Genomic DNA, 16,600 nt, shown 5'->3' on the forward strand with positions numbered 1-16,600 from the left:
TTCCGGGAGGCGGGGCCCTTCGCGTTCCGCCTAGTGCCGTGCCCGGCAAGGTTTGCCCCGTCGCGTCGTTCGGTGCGTGCTATCGGCGTGCCGGGCGAAGGCCCGTCGTAGCGGAGCTACCCGGGCTTTTGGCCGGTGCGGCGAGAGTGCGTGCCGGGCGGCGTGACGGGGCAGACCTTGCCGGGCACGGCACTAGCGAGTCACCGTCACGGCCAGTCGCCGATCTCCGGCAGGCCGGCCGAGCCCTCGGCGGTGGGCGCGGTGGCGGCCGGGCGGCCGGAGAGCCAGCCGGCCAGCTCCCGGCGGGTGCCGCGGACCGTCACGGTGCCCTCCGGGTCGCCGATCGCCGGGCCGCCGTCGCTGGGCACCGCCGTCACCCCGGCCGGCAGCCGGACGGCGAGGAACTGCAGCAGGTGGTCGGCCAGTTCGTCGGTGACCGCGTCCAGCCGGTAGCCGAGGCCGAGGTCGATCGCGTGCAGCTCGACCTCGCGCCAGTACGAGAGCTGGGTGGCCAGCAGGCTGCCCCGGTAGGGGCTGGGGAGCTGCCAGTCCTCCTCGCCCAGCTTCTCCCAGGCCGCGAACAGCGTCTCGGAGCCCTGGGCGAAGGACTCCCGCAGCCACTGGGCCGGCTTGTCGTGGTTGGCCTCGATCAGCCCGTTCCGGGAGGCCGGGCCCCGGTCGTAGACGGCGGTCTGCTCGCCGCGCAGGGCGTACTCCGCCTGGCGGGCGAAGGCCGGGCCCATGCCCGCGAGGTGGGCCAGGATGTGGCCCCTGGTCCACTCGGGCAGCTCGGTGGCCGCCCGGGCCTGCTCGTCGGTCAGCTCCGCGATCAGCTCGCCCAGTCGGTCGGAGGCCGCCTTGATCTGGGCGATCCGCTCCGCCGTGCCGAAGTCGTTCATGTCCTGTCCCCGACTCTCGTGTCCAGCGTCTGTCCCTACCGGCCGAGCATCGCCCTCCGGGCGGAGGGCGGCGGCGTCCCGGCGGAAATCCGCCCAGGCCTTGTCACCTCGGCGCCGGAAACACCCGGGCGCGAACTCTTCCTACCTGGAAGTAACTTCGCTACAGTGACCCGCACGCACCAGCGCCGGGCTTCGGGAGCCGCACCGGCGGGGCCGCGTCCGCCGTGCCATCGCACCCTGGCGGACCCGGCACACATCGTCAGTGCGCCTGAGTACCACGGCAGTTCAGCGCCAGAGCCGGAGCGGACCGGCCTGCCGCGTGACGCCGCACCCGTCATCTCCCGCCACCGCGCCGCCATACCCTCGTCCCCCATGCCCAGGGCCGCCGCTCGACGTCGAGCCGTGCGCCGGGCCGGGGAGGGCGGCGCGGTCCCATGACAAGGAGTCAGGACAATGGAGCGTCCCTTCCCCACCGTCGCCGTGGTCGGCCTCGGCACCATGGGTGCCGGCATCGCCGTCGCGGTGGCCCGCAGCGGCCGCCGGGTGATCGGCATCGAGGCCGGTCCGACCGAGGCCGCCGCCGCGCTGGCCCGGATCGAGGAGGCCACCGCGGCCGCCGTCCGCCGGGAGCGGCTCACCGAGCAGGAGCGCACCGCACTGCTCGCGCTGGTCTCGGTCGGCGACCGGCTGGACGCGGCGGCCACCGCCGACCTGGTGATCGAGGAGGTCCCGGAGCAGCTGGAGCTGAAGCGCGAGCTGTTCGCCGAGCTGGACCGGATCTGCCCGCCGGAGACGGTGCTGGCCACCGGCACCACCGCGCTCTCGGTCACCCGGATCGCCGCCGCCACCGGCCGCCCCGAGCGGGTGCTGGGCCTGCACTTCTTCAACCCCGTGCACACCATGAAGCTGGTCGAGGTGGTCCGCACCGTGCTGACCACCCCTCAGGTGGCCGAGCAGGCCGCCGAGTTCGCCCGCGACCTGGGCAAGGAGCCGGTGGCCGCCGGTGACCGGCCCGGTTTCGTGGTGAACGGGCTGCTGTTCGCGTACCTCAACCAGGCCGCCGCGATGTACGAGTCCAAGTACGCCACCCGGGAGGACATCGACGCCGCCATGCGGCTCGGCTGCGGCCTGCCGATGGGCCCACTGGCGCTGCTGGACCTGATCGGCGTGGACACCGCGCGCACCGTCCTGGAGGCGATGTACGAGCAGTCCAGGGACCGGCTGCACGCCCCCGCCCCGATCCTCGGCCAGCTGGTCGCGGCCGGGCTGCTGGGCCGCAAGAGCGGGCGCGGCTTCTACACCTACCAGTCCCCCGGCTCCTCCCGGGTGGTGACCGAGACCGGCGCCGCCGCTGCCGAGCGCCCGGCCGGGCGCGAGGTGCGCACCGTCGGCGTCTGCGGCTCCGGCACCATGGCCACCGGCATCGCCGAGGTGTTCGCCAAGGCCGGGTACGCGGTGGTGCTGACCGCCCGCAGCCAGGCCAAGGCGGACGCCGCCAAGGCCCAGCTGGCCGGTTCGCTGGAGCGCTCGGTCAAGCGCGGCCGGCTGACCGAGGAGCAGCGCGACGCCGCGCTGGCCCTGGTCACCCCGGCCGGTTCGTACCAGGAGCTGGCCGAGGCCGACCTGGTGGTGGAGGCGGTGGCCGAGGACCTGGCGGTCAAGCGGGAGCTGTTCGCCACCCTGGACAAGATCTGCAAGCCGGGCGCGGTGCTGGCCACCACCACCTCCTCGCTGCCGGTGATCAGCTGTGCGACCGCCACCTCGCGGCCGCAGGACGTGATCGGCATGCACTTCTTCAACCCGGCCCCGGCGATGAAGCTGGTCGAGGTGGTCTCCACCGTGCTGACCGCGCCGGACGTCACCTCCACCGTGCTGGAGCTGTGCACCGCGGTGAAGAAGCACCCGGTGGAGTGCGGTGACCGGGCCGGCTTCATCGTCAACGCGCTGCTCTTCCCGTACCTCAACGACGCCGTCCGGATGCTCCAGGAGCACTACGCCACGGTGGACGACATCGACACCGCGATGAAGCTCGGCTGCGGCTACCCGATGGGCCCCTTCGAGCTGCTGGACGTGGTCGGCCTGGACGTCTCGCTCACCATCGAGCAGGTGCTGCACCAGGAGTTCCGGGAGCCCGGCCTGGCCGCCGCCCCGCTGCTGGAGCACCTGGTGGCGGCCGGGTGCCTGGGCCGCAAGACGGGCCGCGGGTTCCGCGACCACCTGCGCCGGTGACGGGCCGTCAGCCGGCCGCCGGGGCACCGTCCCCGGACGGCCGGGCCGCCGCCCCGGCGAGAGCCGTCCGGCCCGCCTGGGGGCCAGGCGCCGCTGCCGGGCGGTGGCCCCGCCCGGCGGTCTCCGCCCCGGCGCCTCCGCTGCGGCGGGCGAAGCCCGCAGGAGGGCCTCCCGGTACGTGTAGCGTTCCGGGCATGGACCGGGAACAGTCATCCGAAACGTCAGCCCCGGCGCGGCCGGAGGGCGGCCGGACGGCCGCCGACACCGGGGCCGGCAGCCGCCGGGCGGCCGCCCAGCGGCTCCAGATGCGCCAGGACCTGGCGACCGCCGCGATGGACCTGTTCTCCTCCCAGGGGTACGAGGAGACCACCGTCGACCAGATCGCCGCCGCGGCCGGCGTGGCCCGGCGGACCTTCTTCCGGTACTTCCGGTCCAAGGAGGAGGCGATCTTCCCGGACCACGACGACACCCTGGTCCGGGTGGCCGACCTGCTGGCCAGCGCGGACTCCGAGGAGCACCCGCTGGACGTGGTCTGCCGGGGCATCAAGGAGGTGCTCCGGATGTACGCCTCCACCCCGGGCGTCTCGGTGGCCCGGTACCAGTTGATCCGTCAGGTCCCGGCGCTGCGCGAGCGGGAGATCGCGGTGGTCTCCCGGTACGAGCGCCTGTTCACCCGGTACCTGCTGGGCCGCTTCGACGCGGCCGAGGAGATCCCGCCGGGCTGGCAGCGCGGCGGGGACGACGACTCGATGCTGGCCGAGGTCTCGGCGGCGGCCGTGGTCGCGGCCCACAACCACGTGCTGCGGCGCTGGCTGCGGGCCGGCGGCTCGGGCGACGTGGAGGCCCAGCTGGACCACTCCTTCGACGTCATCCGGGGCACCTTCTGGGCCACCGCGCCGAACGGCATGAGGCGGCGCGGCACGGGTGTGGCACCCGGTGCCAATGTGACACCGTCACCGTCCTTCGAGGTCATGACGACGGGCGCACTCGGTGCCACCTCGGGCCTCGCCGGAGGTGAGGTGCTCATCACAGTCACCCGCACCGACGCCCCGCTGGAGCAGGTGGTGGACCGGATCAAGGCCGCCCTCAGCGCCCCCACCGCCTGACGTCTCCGCAGGTCAGAGCGGTACCGGAAGGCCCGCCCCGACTTCACGGGGCGGGCCTTCCGCATGTCCTCGGCGGGCACGGGCGGGCGTGTGCTGCTTCACTCGAATTCATGGCACGCGGTGTCTTTACGAGTGGCACAGGGTGCCACTACCTTGTTGCTCACCAACGCGGCGCCGCGGCTCCCCACCTCGGCGCGCCGTGCCAGGTGCGACACCACCAGCCGTCGCAGCCCCCAGACTTTCCAGCAGTTCCCACCCAGACCGACAGCGAAGCCGGTGTCCGCTCCCGGCTCCCCCAGACGCCCTGTGCGCCCTCACACAGGTACGCCTTCGGAGGCAGCCATGAAGGAAATCCTCGACACGATCCTCAACCCCGACAGCACCTCGGCGGACTTCGCCGGGCTCAAGCTGCCGGAGTCCTACCGGGCGGTCACGCTCCACAAGGACGAGGAGCAGATGTTCGCCGGCCAGGCGAGCCGCGACAAGGACCCCCGCAAGTCCCTGCACCTCGACGAGGTGCCGCTGCCCGAGCTCGGCCCGGGCGAGGCCCTGGTCGCCGTGATGGCCAGCTCGGTGAACTACAACACCGTCTGGTCCTCGATCTTCGAGCCGGTCTCCACCTTCGGCTTCCTGGAGCGCTACGGCCGCCTCTCACCGCTGACGAAGCGTCACGACCTGCCGTACCACGTGCTCGGCTCCGACCTCGCGGGCGTGGTCCTGCGCACCGGCGCCGGCGTCAACGCCTGGAAGCCGGGCGACGAGGTCGTCGCGCACTGCCTCTCGGTCGAGCTGGAGTCCCCGGACGGCCACAACGACACGATGATGGACCCGGAGCAGCGCATCTGGGGCTTCGAGACCAACTTCGGCGGCCTGGCCGAGATCGCCCTGGTGAAGACCAACCAGCTGCTGCCCAAGCCCAAGCACCTCACCTGGGAGGAGGCCGCCTCCCCGGGCCTGGTCAACTCCACCGCCTACCGCCAGCTGGTCTCGCGGAACGGCGCGGGCATGAAGCAAGGGGACAACGTGCTGATCTGGGGCGCCAGCGGCGGCCTCGGCTCGTACGCCACCCAGTACGCGCTGGCCGGCGGCGCCACCCCGATCTGCGTGGTCTCCAGCGAGGCCAAGGCCGACATCTGCCGCGCCATGGGCGCCGAGGCGATCATCGACCGGTCCGCCGAGGGCTACAAGTTCTGGAAGGACGAGAACAACCAGGACCCGCGGGAGTGGAAGCGCCTGGGCGGCAAGATCCGCGAGTTCACCGGCGGCGAGGACGTGGACATCGTCTTCGAGCACCCGGGCCGCGAGACCTTCGGCGCCTCGGTCTACGTCACCCGCAAGGGCGGCACCATCGTCACCTGCGCCTCCACCTCCGGCTTCATGCACCAGTACGACAACCGCTACCTGTGGATGTCGCTGAAGCGCATCGTCGGCTCGCACTTCGCCAACTACCGCGAGGCCTTCGAGGCCAACCGCCTGGTCGCCAAGGGCAAGATCCACCCGACCCTCTCCAAGGTCTACACCCTGGAGGAGACCGGGCAGGCCGCCCTGGACGTGCACCACAACAAGCACCAGGGCAAGGTCGGCGTGCTCTGCCTGGCCCCGCAGCAGGGCCTGGGCGTCCGCAACCAGGAGCTCCGCGAGCAGCACCTCCCCTCGATCAACCGCTTCCGGAACATCTGATGGGCGCCGACCGGGACCGTCCGTGGCTGATGCGCACGTACGCGGGGCACTCCACCGCGAGTGACTCCAACGCGCTCTACCGGAAGAACCTGGCGAAGGGTCAGACCGGCCTCTCGGTCGCCTTCGACCTGCCCACCCAGACCGGCTACGACTCGGACCACGTGCTGGCCCGCGGCGAGGTCGGCCGGGTGGGGGTGCCGGTCGGCCACGTCGGCGACATGCGGACGCTGTTCGACGGCATCCCGCTGGAGCAGACCAACACCTCGATGACGATCAACGCCACCGCCATGTGGCTGCTGGCGCTCTACCAGGTGGTCGCCGAGGAGCAGGGCGCGGACATCGCCAAGCTCACCGGCACCACCCAGAACGACATCGTCAAGGAGTACCTGTCGCGCGGGACGCACGTCTTCCCGCCCGGCCCCTCGGTCCGGCTGATCACCGACATGATCGCCTACACGGTCGGCAACATCCCCAAGTGGAACCCGATCAACATCTGCAGCTACCACCTCCAGGAGGCCGGGGCCACCCCGGTCCAGGAGATCGCGTACGCGATGTGCACGGCGATCGAGGTGCTGGACGCCGTCCGCGACTCCGGCCAGGTGCCGGCCGAGCGGATGGGCGAGGTGGTCGCCCGGATCTCCTTCTTCGTCAACGCGGGCGTCCGCTTCGTCGAGGAGATGTGCAAGATGCGGGCCTTCTCCCGGCTCTGGGAGAAGGTCACCCGCGAGCGCTACGGCATCGAGGACGCCAAGCAGCGCCGGTTCCGCTACGGCGTGCAGGTCAACTCGCTCGGCCTGACGGAGGCTCAGCCGGAGAACAACGTCCAGCGCATCGTGCTGGAGATGCTCGCCGTCACGCTCTCCAAGGACGCCCGCGCGCGGGCCGTCCAACTCCCGGCCTGGAACGAGGCCCTGGGCCTGCCCCGGCCCTGGGACCAGCAGTGGTCGCTGCGGATCCAGCAGGTGCTGGCCTTCGAGTCCGACCTGCTCGAGTACGGCGACATCTTCAACGGCTCCGAGGTGATCGAGGCCAAGACCGCCGAGCTGCTGGCCGGCGCCGAGGCGGAGATCGCCAAGGTGCTGGGGATGGGCGGGGTCATCCCCGCCGTCGAGTCCGGCTACCTGAAGTCCAACCTGGTCTCCTCGCACGCCGCCCGGCGGGCCCGGATCGAGTCCGGCGAGGACAAGATCGTCGGGGTCAACTGCTACGAGACCACCGAGGAGAGCCCGCTCACGGCCGACCTGGACACCGCCATCATGGTGGTCGACCCGGCCTCCGAGCGCACCGTCCTGACGGCCCTTCAGACCTGGCACCGGGAGCGGGACGAGGCGGCCGCCCAGGCCGCCCTGGCGGCCCTCAGGGAGACCGCCACGACCACGGCCAACCTCATGCCCGCCACGCTGGCCTGTGCCCGCGCCGGGGTCACCACCGGCGAGTGGTCCTTCGCCCTGCGCGAGGTCTTCGGCGAGTACCGCGCCCCCACCGGGGTCGGCGGCGCGCCCGTCGCCGTGCCGGCCGAGCCCGGCGGCGAGCTGGCGGCCGTCCGCGAGGCGGTCACCGCCACCGCGGCCGAGCTGGGCACCGGCAAGCTCCGCCTGCTGGTCGGCAAGCCCGGCCTGGACGGGCACTCCAACGGCGCCGAGCAGATCGCCGTCCGGGCCCGCGACGCGGGCTTCGAGGTGGTCTACCAGGGCATCCGTCTGACGCCCGAGCAGATCGTCTCGGCCGCGGTCGCGGAGGACGTGCACTGCGTCGGCCTGTCGATCCTCTCCGGCGCCCACCCGGAGCTGGTACCTGACGTCCTGTCACGGCTCCGCCGTGCTGGGGTGGAGGATGTCCCCGTGATCGTCGGCGGCATCATCCCGGCAGCGGACGCGGAGGCCCTCAAGGCCGCCGGCGTCGCGGCCGTCTTCACCCCGAAGGACTTCGGCATCACCACCATCATCGGCCGGATCGTCGACGAGATCCGGCTGGCCAACAGGCTCCAGCCCTGGGCCGCGACCTCGACCGCCGCGACCGGCTGAACCGGAAGGACTGACCCACCCTCATGAGCAACGTCAACCGTCTGCGCCCCCGCCGCTCCTGTCTGGCCGTCCCCGGCAGCAACCCGCGGTTCCTGGAGAAGGCCCAGGGCCTCCCGGCCGACCAGGTCTTCCTCGACCTGGAGGACGCCTGCGCCCCGCTGGTCAAGGAGAGCGCCCGCCACCACATCGTGGACGCGCTGAACAACGGCGACTGGGGCAACAAGACCAAGGTCGTCCGGGTCAACGACTGGACCACGCACTGGACCTACCGGGACGTCATCACCGTGGTCGAGGGCGCCGGCCCGAACCTCGACTGCATCATGCTCCCCAAGGTCCAGGACGCCAACCAGGTCAAGGCGCTCGACCTGCTGCTCACCCAGATCGAGAAGACCATGGGCTTCGAGGTCGGCAAGATCGGCATCGAGGCGCAGATCGAGAACGCCAAGGGCCTGGTCAACGTCGACGAGATCGCGGCCGCCTCGCCCCGGCTGGAGACCATCATCTTCGGCCCGGCCGACTTCATGGCCTCGATCAACATGAAGTCCCTGGTGGTCGGCATGCAGCCGCCCGGCTACCCGGCCGACGCCTACCACTACATCCTGATGCGGATCCTGATGGCCGCCCGGATGCACGACCTCCAGGCGATCGACGGCCCCTTCCTGCAGATCCGCAACCCCGACGGCTACCGCGAGGTGGCCGGCCGCGCCGCCGCCCTCGGCTTCGACGGCAAGTGGGTGCTGCACCCGGACCAGGTCGGCGCCGCGAACGAGATCTTCTCGCCCTCGCAGGAGGACTACGACCACGCCGAGCTGATCCTCGACGCCTACGACTGGTGCACCTCCGAGGCAGGCGGCGCCAAGGGCTCCGCGATGCTCGGCGACGAGATGATCGACGAGGCCAGCCGCAAGATGGCCCTGGTCATCGCCGGCAAGGGCCGGGCCGCCGGCATGCAGCGCACCTCCAAGTTCGAACAGCCCGTATCTGACAAGAAGGCCGGGAGCTGACGTGCAGTTCGGACGCACCTACGAGGAGTTCGAGGTCGGCGCGGTCTACAAGCACTGGCCCGGGAAGACCGTCACCGAGTACGACGACCACCTGTTCTGCCTGCTGACGATGAACCACCACCCGCTGCACATGGACGCCAACTACGCGACCACCACCGTGCAGGGCCAGAACGTGGTGGTCGGGAACTACATCTACTCGCTGCTGCTCGGCATGAGTGTCGAGGACGTCTCCGGCAAGGCGCTCGCCAACCTGGAGATCGAGTCGCTGCGGCACATCGCACCGACCTTCCACGGCGACACCCTCTACGGCGAGACCGTGGTGCTCGACAAGAACATGACCTCCAAGCCGGACCGGGGCATCGTGTACGTCGAGACCAAGGGCTACAAGCAGGACGGCACCGTGGTCTGCATCTTCCGCCGCAAGGTGATGGTGCCGACCGAGCAGTACCTCAAGGAGCGCGGCGGCGACCAGCCCGGCCGCCCCGAGCCCCTCTCCTAGAGACTCCGGCCGAGGGGCCGCCGTCATCGGTCCCTCTCCCGGCCCGGGGCCCCGCAGAGTCACGCCTGCGGGGCCCCACCACTCCCCACCACCCTCAGACCTTTCCTGGAGCCGCACGATGGGACGCCTCGCACAGACCGACGGCCTGACCGAGATCCAGCGGGACATCCTCGCCACCGTGCGGGACTTCGTCGACAAGGAGATCATCCCGGTCGCGACCGAGCTGGAGCACAAGGACGAGTACCCGACCGCGATCGTCGAGGGGATGAAGCAGCTCGGCCTGTTCGGCCTGACCATCCCCGAGGAGTTCGGCGGCCTGGGCGAGTCCCTGCTGACCTACGCCCTGGTGGTCGAGGAGATCGCCCGCGGCTGGATGTCGGTCTCCGGCATCGTCAACACCCACTTCATCGTGGCCCACATGATCAACGCCCACGGCACCCAGGAGCAGAAGGAGTACTTCCTGCCCCGGATGGCGGCCGGCGAGATCCGCGGCGCCTTCTCGATGTCCGAGCCGGGCCTCGGCTCCGACGTCGCGGCGATCTCCACCAAGGGCGTCAAGGACGGCGACTTCTACGTCCTGAACGGCCAGAAGATGTGGCTGACCAACGGCGGCACCTCCACCCTGGTCGCGGTCCTCTGCAAGACCGACGAGGGCGGCTCGACCCCGTACAAGAACATGACCACCTTCCTGATCGAGAAGACGCCGGGCTTCGGAGCGAACCCGACCGTCCCGGGCCTGACCGTGCCCGGCAAGATCGAGAAGATGGGCTACAAGGGCGTCGACACCACCGAGTTGGTGCTCCAGGACGTCCGGATCCCGGCCGACCGGATCCTCGGCGGCGTCCCGGGCAAGGGCTTCTACCAGATGATGGACGGCGTCGAGGTCGGCCGGGTCAACGTGGCCGCCCGCGGCTGCGGGGTGGCCCGCCGCGCCTTCGAACTGGGCATCTCCTACGCCCAGCAGCGCTCCACCTTCGGCAAGAAGATCGCCGAGCACCAGGCGATCCAGTTCAAGCTGGCCGAGATGGCCACCAAGGTCGAGGCCGCGCACCAGATGATGGTGATGGCCGCCCGCAAGAAGGACAGCGGCGAGCGGAACGACCTCGAGGCCGGCATGGCCAAGTACCTGGCCTCCGAATACTGCAAGGAGGTCGTGGAGGACGCCTTCCGCATCCACGGCGGCTACGGCTTCTCCAAGGAGTACGAGATCGAGCGCCTCTACCGCGAGGCCCCGATGCTGCTGATCGGTGAAGGTACGGCGGAGATCCAGAAGATGATCGTGGGACGCCGCCTGCTCGAGGAGTACCGCATCGCGGACTGAGACCAACCTCCCACCGGGCCCGGCGTGCGGGCCGGAGCCCGGTGACGCCGTAGGGCGTGTACCCCCTGGGTATGCGCCCTACGGCTGCTTCCACACGCCCTTGATTGACGCCCCGTCAGCCGTGTTCGTATTGAGACGTGGGTCACGAGCCGAGTGCGGACCCTTGGGGAACCGCAGCCCGCCGCGTTACGGTCGTACACATAGCAGGCACGGATCGGCACCGCACCGGACACCCAGCACAGCAGGCGGCTTGCCCACCTACCGCCTGGTCCCGATACCATCCACCGGGACAGCATGCCGTCCCTTTATCACTCGATCCCCGCGGTGGCCCCCGTCCAGGTGCCAAGCTCTGCCGGCCGGGGCCCGCGACTAAGGTATTCGATGCCCATCAGCCCGTCCCCTCACTCCTCCGCTCCGGCTGGCGATGCCCTCGCCCCGGCGAACGGTCGGCGCCCGCGCGTCACCATCGCGCGAGGAGCCACCCCCTGGTTCGTGCCCACGCTGGCCACGGCCGCCATCACCACCGCCCTCACCCGGCGGAGCGGCAAGTGGGCCGTCGCGGCCGTACCGGCCTGCGCGCTCAGCGCGGGCATGCTGTGGTTCTTCCGTGACCCCGAGCGGGAGATCGGGCAGGGCCGGGTCATCTCCCCGGCCGACGGCGTGGTCCAGTCCATCGACGCCTGGCCGGACGGCCGCACCCGCGTGGCGATCTTCATGAGCCCGCTCAACGTGCACGTCAACCGCGCGCCGCTGCCCGGCACCGTGACCTCCGTCGAGCACATCTCCGGGAACTTCGTCCCGGCGTTCAACAAGGACAGCGACAACAACGAGCGTGTCGTCTGGCACTTCGACACCGAGCTCGGCGACATCGAGATGGTGCAGATCGCGGGGGCCGTGGCCCGTCGCATCGTGCCGTACGTGGACGCCGGAACCAAGGTCGAGCAGGGCGAGCGGATCGGTCTGATCCGCTTCGGCTCCCGCGTCGACACCTACCTGCCGGCCGGCGTCGAGGTCGGCGTCGAGGTCGGCCAGAAGACCACTGCCGGGGTGACGCGCCTTGACCGTGACTGATCCTGAGACCCTGGTCGGGTTGGACGACGAGGAGACGGCCCTGCGCCGTCGCCGCTGGGCCCGTGACCGGGAGCTGCGTGCTCCCCGTTCGCCCCAGCACCTGTCGACCGCCGACTTCCTGACCCTGGGGAACGCCGTCTGCGGCTTCCTGGCGATCTACTCGATCACCACCGGGGTCCTGATGCCGCACATCACCGGCGCCTCGGCGGCCGGGCCCGACAAGCACAGCGCCGCCACCGCGGTGACGCTGCTGCTGATCGGCTCGATGTGCGACCTGTTCGACGGCCTGGTGGCCCGCAAGCTGCGCTCCTCGGCGCTGGGCGCGGAGCTCGACAACCTGGCCGACCTGATCAGCTTCGGCATCGCCCCCGCGTACTTCGTCGCGGTCTGGGGCATCGTCAGCCCGGGTTCGGACCAGCGCTTCTCGGCGCTGATCGCGCTCACCGTGCTGCTCGCGGTGGTGCTCCGGCTGGCCCGCTTCTCGGCGGTCAAGATGGCGCCCGGGATCTTCCAGGGCATGCCCTGCCCGATGGGTGCCATGACGGTGATCGCCATCGTGCTGCTCGACCCGCCGTTCGTCCCGGGCCTGCTGATGATCTTCGGCGTGGCCTACCTGATGGTCAGTCGGATCGAGTACCCGAAGCCGCAGGGCATGCTGGCCACCGCGACCCTGTGCTGGATCGTGGTCTCCATCGGCTGCCTCGCCGCCTGGGCGGCCGGCCTGCCCGGCGGCAACACCCTGATGCACGTCGGCGCGGTCGCCCAGATCACGCTGGCCGCGATGGCGCCGCTGCTGGTGATCCGCCGCAAGGTCGGCCAGAAGGTCGGCGACGTCCGGGCCCGCCGCGCGGAGTCGCGCGGCTGCTGACGGCCCGTCACGCACGAGGAAGGCCCCGAACCGGGATCCGGTTCGGGGCCTTCCTCGTCGTCCGCTGCCGGCTACGCGCCGCCGTTGTGCACGCTGAAGGCGCTGCGGCGGGCCGCCCGCGCCACCACCGGGTCCGGGTGGACCGAGGCGACGGCGGTCAGCACCGAGGCCGCCCTGGGGTGCCCCGACTGCCGCGCGCGGTGGAACAGCCGGACCGGCTCGCCGGCCGAGGCGCCCTCCACGTGGCCGACCAGCAGGCTGGTCTCCCCGTGGTCCAGCACCGCCGCGGCGGTGTCCACCCAGAGCCAGGCGGCGTCCTCGGCGGTCAGCACGTCCGAGGGCAGCACCCCCGCCTCGTCCGACTGCTCGGCCAGCCAGAGCAGCGCGTACGGGCGCAGCACGGGCTCGTCCACGGCCGCCCTGACCCCCTGCTCGGCGGTGCCGCCGGCCACCCGGAGCGCCTCGAAGGCCAGACCGCGCAGCAGCGCGTCCTCGCCCCGGGCGGCGTCCAGCAGCTCGGCCACCGCGCGGTCCACCGGCCGGGCCGCGACCCAGGCCCGGTACTCGGCGCGGGCCGGGCCGGGCGAGTAGCTGGCGCAGGCGTCCAGCAGCTCCAGGGCGCTCTGCTCGATGTGCCCGGCGGCGGTCTGCGCGACGGTGCAGATCTCCTCCAGCTTGGCCCGCACCGCCCAGTGGCCCAGCGGGGAGAGCTCGGCGGCCTCGTCGTGCCGGCTGAGGGCGCCGACGGCCGCCAGGCCGTCCAGCATCCAGTCCAGCACCGCGGCCACCTCGGCCGGGGCGTGCGGGGTGTCGATCTGCGGCTCGCGGCAGGTGCCGCGGACCGCCGAGACGGCGGAGGCGGCGTGCGGCACGGGAGAGAGCGGGCTGGTGCCCGCCGCCACCCGGCGCTCGTCCAGACCCCGGCGGAGCAGCTCCAGCAGCTCGCTGTCGGGGACCGGGCCGTCCACCAGGTGCAGGAAGGAGAGCAACTGCGGGGCCTGGTCCACCGCCTGGCCCGCGAGCACCGCGAAGACGCCGCGCATCGCGGCGGGCGGCATCGGGGCGACCAGCGTCCAGGCGTCGAACAGCGCCGACCAGCCGCGGATCACGGCCTCGTCGTCGTGCTCCCAGGCATGCAGCCGCCAGCCGGGTGCGGCGCCGCCCTCGCGGGCCTCCACCAGACCCACCAGCAGCGCCTGGCCCCAGGCGCGGGCAGCCGCCCCCACGGTCATCGCGAGGGCCTTGCCGGCGGCACGGGCGTCCTCGGGGAGCAGCTCGCCACGCTTGTCGACGTGCTCGAGCTCACCCGCCCAGCGGGCGATCCGGACCGCGTCGGCGAGCATCCGCCGGGCCAGCGGGGCCAGCTCGGAGGGGGCCGGGAGGCCATCGGGAACCGGCACCCGGCCCCGGCCGGGCTTGGGTGCGGGCGTGCGGCGGCGCGGGGCGCCCGGCTGCACTGTGTCGGGCCGGAGGGCCGATCCGGGGAGACGGGTCACCGTCGCACCGGTACCGGTCTTCGGCGGGAGCGGGGCATCACGGTCGCGCGGATTCCGAGACGTCACGCCGTGCAGTCTTCCCCGTGTGTGGGCCTCCTGTCACATCGGCTTTTCGCGCGAGCGGGGCAAACCCGACCGAGAAGGTCATTTCTTCGGTCACACAAGGCACTGGAGCGGCCATGGGTCACCCCGGGGGCGCGGGGAACTGCGCGAGTACGGAAGGCGGCTCACCTGCACCTGATCCGCCGTCAGCCGGTCGCTGGTGCGGCCGTCCCCCTGCGCGCCCCGCGGCGGAGCCGCAGATCAGCAGAGCCTCGCGCCCCTGGCGGTCTGGCCACGTTCGTCAGAGGAGCGGGGTGAGCCAGCGGCGGAGGGATTCGGTGTAGGGGGTGGGGGCGGCGTTCCAGAGGGCGGCGTGTTCGGCGTGGGGGACGGGGTGGAGGCTGACCAGGTCGCCGCGGAGGTCGGCCAGGCGGGCGGCGGCGGACCAGGGGGCGATGGAGTCGTCGGGGCTGTGCAGCAGGAGGGTGGGGACGTGCAGGTCGGTGCCGGAGGCGAGGCGGGCGAAGCCGGCCAGGTCGACGCCGGCGCGGCCCTCCGCGGCGAGGGCGCCGAGTTCGGCGACGGCGGCGGGGACGCCCGCGTGGGCGCGTTCGCGGCGGACGGTACGGGACCAGTCGAGCACCGGCGAGTCCAGCACCAGGCCGGCGATCGACTCCCGCCAGGCCGAACGGGCGGCGGCCTGGAGCACCATCGTGGCGCCGGTCGACCAGCCGTACAGGATCACCTTGCCCGCGCCGCTCTCCAGGGCCAGCCGGATCGCGGCCTCGACGTCCTCCCACTCGGTCTCGCCGAAGTGGCTGAGGCCGTCGGGTGAGTCGGGGGCGCCCTGGTCACCGCGGTAGGTGACGGTGAGGGTCGGGAGTTCGAGCGCGCGCAGGGTCGGGATGACCGGCAGGGCCTGGGTGCGGTCGGCGCCGGGGCCGTGCACCAGCAGGACCCAGGTGCCGCGCTTGCCTGGGGTGTACCAGGCCGGGAGGTCGCCGTACTCGCCGACCGCGATGGTGTCGGTGTGGTCGATGCCGAGCGCTGTGCGCGGGTCGCCGGTGAGCACCCGGGGGGTGAACTCGACCTTGGTGCCGGGGTCGAGGGAGCCGCCGTCCACGCTCTCCAGGCGGCGGGTGACGGTCTGCGGCCCGGTGGCCAGCACCTCGCCCACCACGGCGTGGCCGCCGTTCGGCCACTCCAGGGCGTAGCGGCCCGGCAGGGAGGTGGCGGCGCTGCGGGTGAGCACCACTCCGCCGGGGGCCAGGTCGTGCACCCGCAGTTCGGGGGCGCCGCCGGGTTCGGGCCGTCCGGGACGGACCACGCCTTGGGAGGCCCGGCGGCCGATCAGCAGGACGGCCGCGCCACCGGCTCCGACGACGGTGGCGGCCACCATGGCCGCGGTTCCCCAACGCATGGGCGCTCCCGGGTGTGTGGGCGGGTCTACGGACGTTGCGGTCCATTCGACCGGGGGTGGGGTCGGGGTGCCACCGGAGTGCCGCCGTACGGGAGTGGACGGTCCGTCAGACCGGGATGTCGGTGGGGCGGGCGGCGAGCAGCTGCCAGAAGCGCTGGAGGGGCGGGACCTCGGGCTGCTGCTCGGCGGCGGGGGTGGGGGCGGCGCCCCAGTGCACCGGGACGACGTGGTCCTGCTGGAGCTCGGCGAGGACCGCCTCCAGGACCGGGCGGGGCACCGGGACGAGCTTGGCGACCGGCTTCACCTGGCTCTGCCAGCGGCCGTCCACGCACTGGCGCAGGCACTTCTCCAGGGCGTCCTGACGGTTGGTCACCTGGACCAGGGCGCGGAGGGTGAGGCCGAGGGCCTGGGCAAGCTCGTACGACTGCTCCGGGTCCCCGGGCCAGCTGCCGGTCAGTTCGGCCTGCTCGTAGCTGCGCAGGGCCACCCCGATCCGGCGGGCGGCCTGCTCCTGGGTCAGTTCCCGGGCCACCCGGAAGTCGCGCAGGCTGGCCGGGGCGGTGCCCATCAGCTGCGCCGGCGGGCACCAGAGCGCCCGGGCCAGGGCGATGAACTCGGTCTCGTCCGGACGGTACTCGCCGCTCTCCCAGCCGATCACGTGGGTGGGCAGCAGCCGCACCCCGTGGGCGGCCATCCCGGCCGCGACCTGCTCGGGCGTCAGCCCGAGGCCCGTCCGGTGGGCCCGGGCGGCGGCGGGTGAGAACGGGACCGGCGTGGGGGTGGGCGGTCTTCGGCGCATGCCCAGACCGTAGGTGCCGCCCGGCCGCGGCCTGCACCCGCTGAACGCACGAAGCGGATTCTCGGGCCCGGCCCACGGGCTGGAGGTTCCTACCACTACTGACGGGTGATCACCCAGGCCACCTAGGAGGTAACGACGGGGG

At 72.2% G+C, this 16,600-nt stretch carries 13 protein-coding genes; 9 read left to right on the forward strand and 4 right to left on the reverse strand.

Annotation, left to right across the window (positions count from 1 at the left end):
• Nucleotides 1-206: 206 nt before the first annotated feature.
• Nucleotides 207-899, reverse strand: a complete 693-nt coding sequence (locus ACZ6ZR_RS35490; RefSeq protein ID WP_465649620.1) for a maleylpyruvate isomerase family mycothiol-dependent enzyme — start codon at nucleotides 897-899, stop codon at nucleotides 207-209.
• A 453-nt stretch (nucleotides 900-1,352) separates the two neighbouring features.
• Between ACZ6ZR_RS35490 and ACZ6ZR_RS35495 the strand changes: the two genes are divergently transcribed.
• The 9 genes from ACZ6ZR_RS35495 to ACZ6ZR_RS35535 all read left to right on the forward strand — a co-directional run bounded on the left by ACZ6ZR_RS35495 (nucleotide 1,353) and on the right by ACZ6ZR_RS35535 (nucleotide 12,701).
• On the forward strand, nucleotides 1,353-3,128 hold the full coding sequence (locus ACZ6ZR_RS35495) for a 3-hydroxyacyl-CoA dehydrogenase family protein (protein WP_465649621.1): 1,776 nt from the start codon (nucleotides 1,353-1,355) through the stop codon (nucleotides 3,126-3,128).
• A gap of 194 nt (nucleotides 3,129-3,322) precedes the next feature.
• Complete coding sequence (locus ACZ6ZR_RS35500; protein ID WP_465649623.1) at nucleotides 3,323-4,234, forward strand: TetR family transcriptional regulator; 912 nt, start codon at nucleotides 3,323-3,325, stop codon at nucleotides 4,232-4,234.
• Nucleotides 4,235-4,576: 342 nt separating this feature from the next.
• Complete coding sequence (ccrA, locus tag ACZ6ZR_RS35505) at nucleotides 4,577-5,914, forward strand: crotonyl-CoA carboxylase/reductase (protein ID WP_465649625.1); 1,338 nt, start codon at nucleotides 4,577-4,579, stop codon at nucleotides 5,912-5,914.
• Complete coding sequence (locus ACZ6ZR_RS35510; RefSeq protein ID WP_465649627.1) at nucleotides 5,914-7,938, forward strand: protein meaA; 2,025 nt, start codon at nucleotides 5,914-5,916, stop codon at nucleotides 7,936-7,938. The genes ccrA and ACZ6ZR_RS35510 overlap by 1 nt, the downstream gene beginning before the upstream one ends.
• Nucleotides 7,939-7,961: 23 nt before the next feature.
• Nucleotides 7,962-8,942 (forward strand): HpcH/HpaI aldolase/citrate lyase family protein, encoded by a 981-nt coding sequence (locus tag ACZ6ZR_RS35515; protein WP_465649629.1) that lies wholly within the window; start codon nucleotides 7,962-7,964, stop codon nucleotides 8,940-8,942.
• A 1-nt stretch (nucleotide 8,943) separates the two neighbouring features.
• Entirely contained in the window at nucleotides 8,944-9,441 is a 498-nt protein-coding gene (locus ACZ6ZR_RS35520) for a MaoC family dehydratase (protein WP_345290795.1), read from the forward strand.
• A gap of 118 nt (nucleotides 9,442-9,559) precedes the next feature.
• Nucleotides 9,560-10,762 carry an acyl-CoA dehydrogenase family protein gene (locus ACZ6ZR_RS35525; RefSeq protein ID WP_465649631.1) on the forward strand — a complete coding sequence of 401 codons (1,203 nt, stop codon included), beginning with the start codon at nucleotides 9,560-9,562 and terminating at the stop codon, nucleotides 10,760-10,762.
• A gap of 381 nt (nucleotides 10,763-11,143) precedes the next feature.
• Nucleotides 11,144-11,833 carry a phosphatidylserine decarboxylase gene (locus tag ACZ6ZR_RS35530; RefSeq protein WP_396297455.1) on the forward strand — a complete coding sequence of 230 codons (690 nt, stop codon included), beginning with the start codon at nucleotides 11,144-11,146 and terminating at the stop codon, nucleotides 11,831-11,833.
• A complete protein-coding gene (locus ACZ6ZR_RS35535) occupies nucleotides 11,820-12,701 on the forward strand; it encodes a CDP-alcohol phosphatidyltransferase family protein (protein ID WP_465649634.1) in 882 nt (293 codons plus the stop codon). Before ACZ6ZR_RS35530 ends, ACZ6ZR_RS35535 begins: the two co-directional genes overlap by 14 nt.
• A 71-nt stretch (nucleotides 12,702-12,772) precedes the next feature.
• Here ACZ6ZR_RS35535 and ACZ6ZR_RS35540 read toward each other — a convergent pair whose 3' ends face one another.
• From ACZ6ZR_RS35540 to ACZ6ZR_RS35550, 3 genes are all read right to left on the reverse strand, one after another.
• On the reverse strand, nucleotides 12,773-14,101 hold the full coding sequence (locus tag ACZ6ZR_RS35540) for a hypothetical protein (protein WP_465649636.1): 1,329 nt from the start codon (nucleotides 14,099-14,101) through the stop codon (nucleotides 12,773-12,775).
• A 439-nt stretch (nucleotides 14,102-14,540) separates the two neighbouring features.
• The gene (locus ACZ6ZR_RS35545) at nucleotides 14,541-15,659 is read right to left on the reverse strand and encodes an alpha/beta hydrolase family protein (protein ID WP_465649638.1); all 1,119 of its coding nucleotides are present in this window, start codon (nucleotides 15,657-15,659) and stop codon (nucleotides 14,541-14,543) included.
• Nucleotides 15,660-15,765: 106 nt separating this feature from the next.
• The gene (locus tag ACZ6ZR_RS35550; protein WP_465649640.1) at nucleotides 15,766-16,458 is read right to left on the reverse strand and encodes a helix-turn-helix domain-containing protein; all 693 of its coding nucleotides are present in this window, start codon (nucleotides 16,456-16,458) and stop codon (nucleotides 15,766-15,768) included.
• Nucleotides 16,459-16,600 lie beyond the last annotated feature (142 nt).

This window comes from Kitasatospora sp. NPDC088742 (assembly GCF_055584905.1).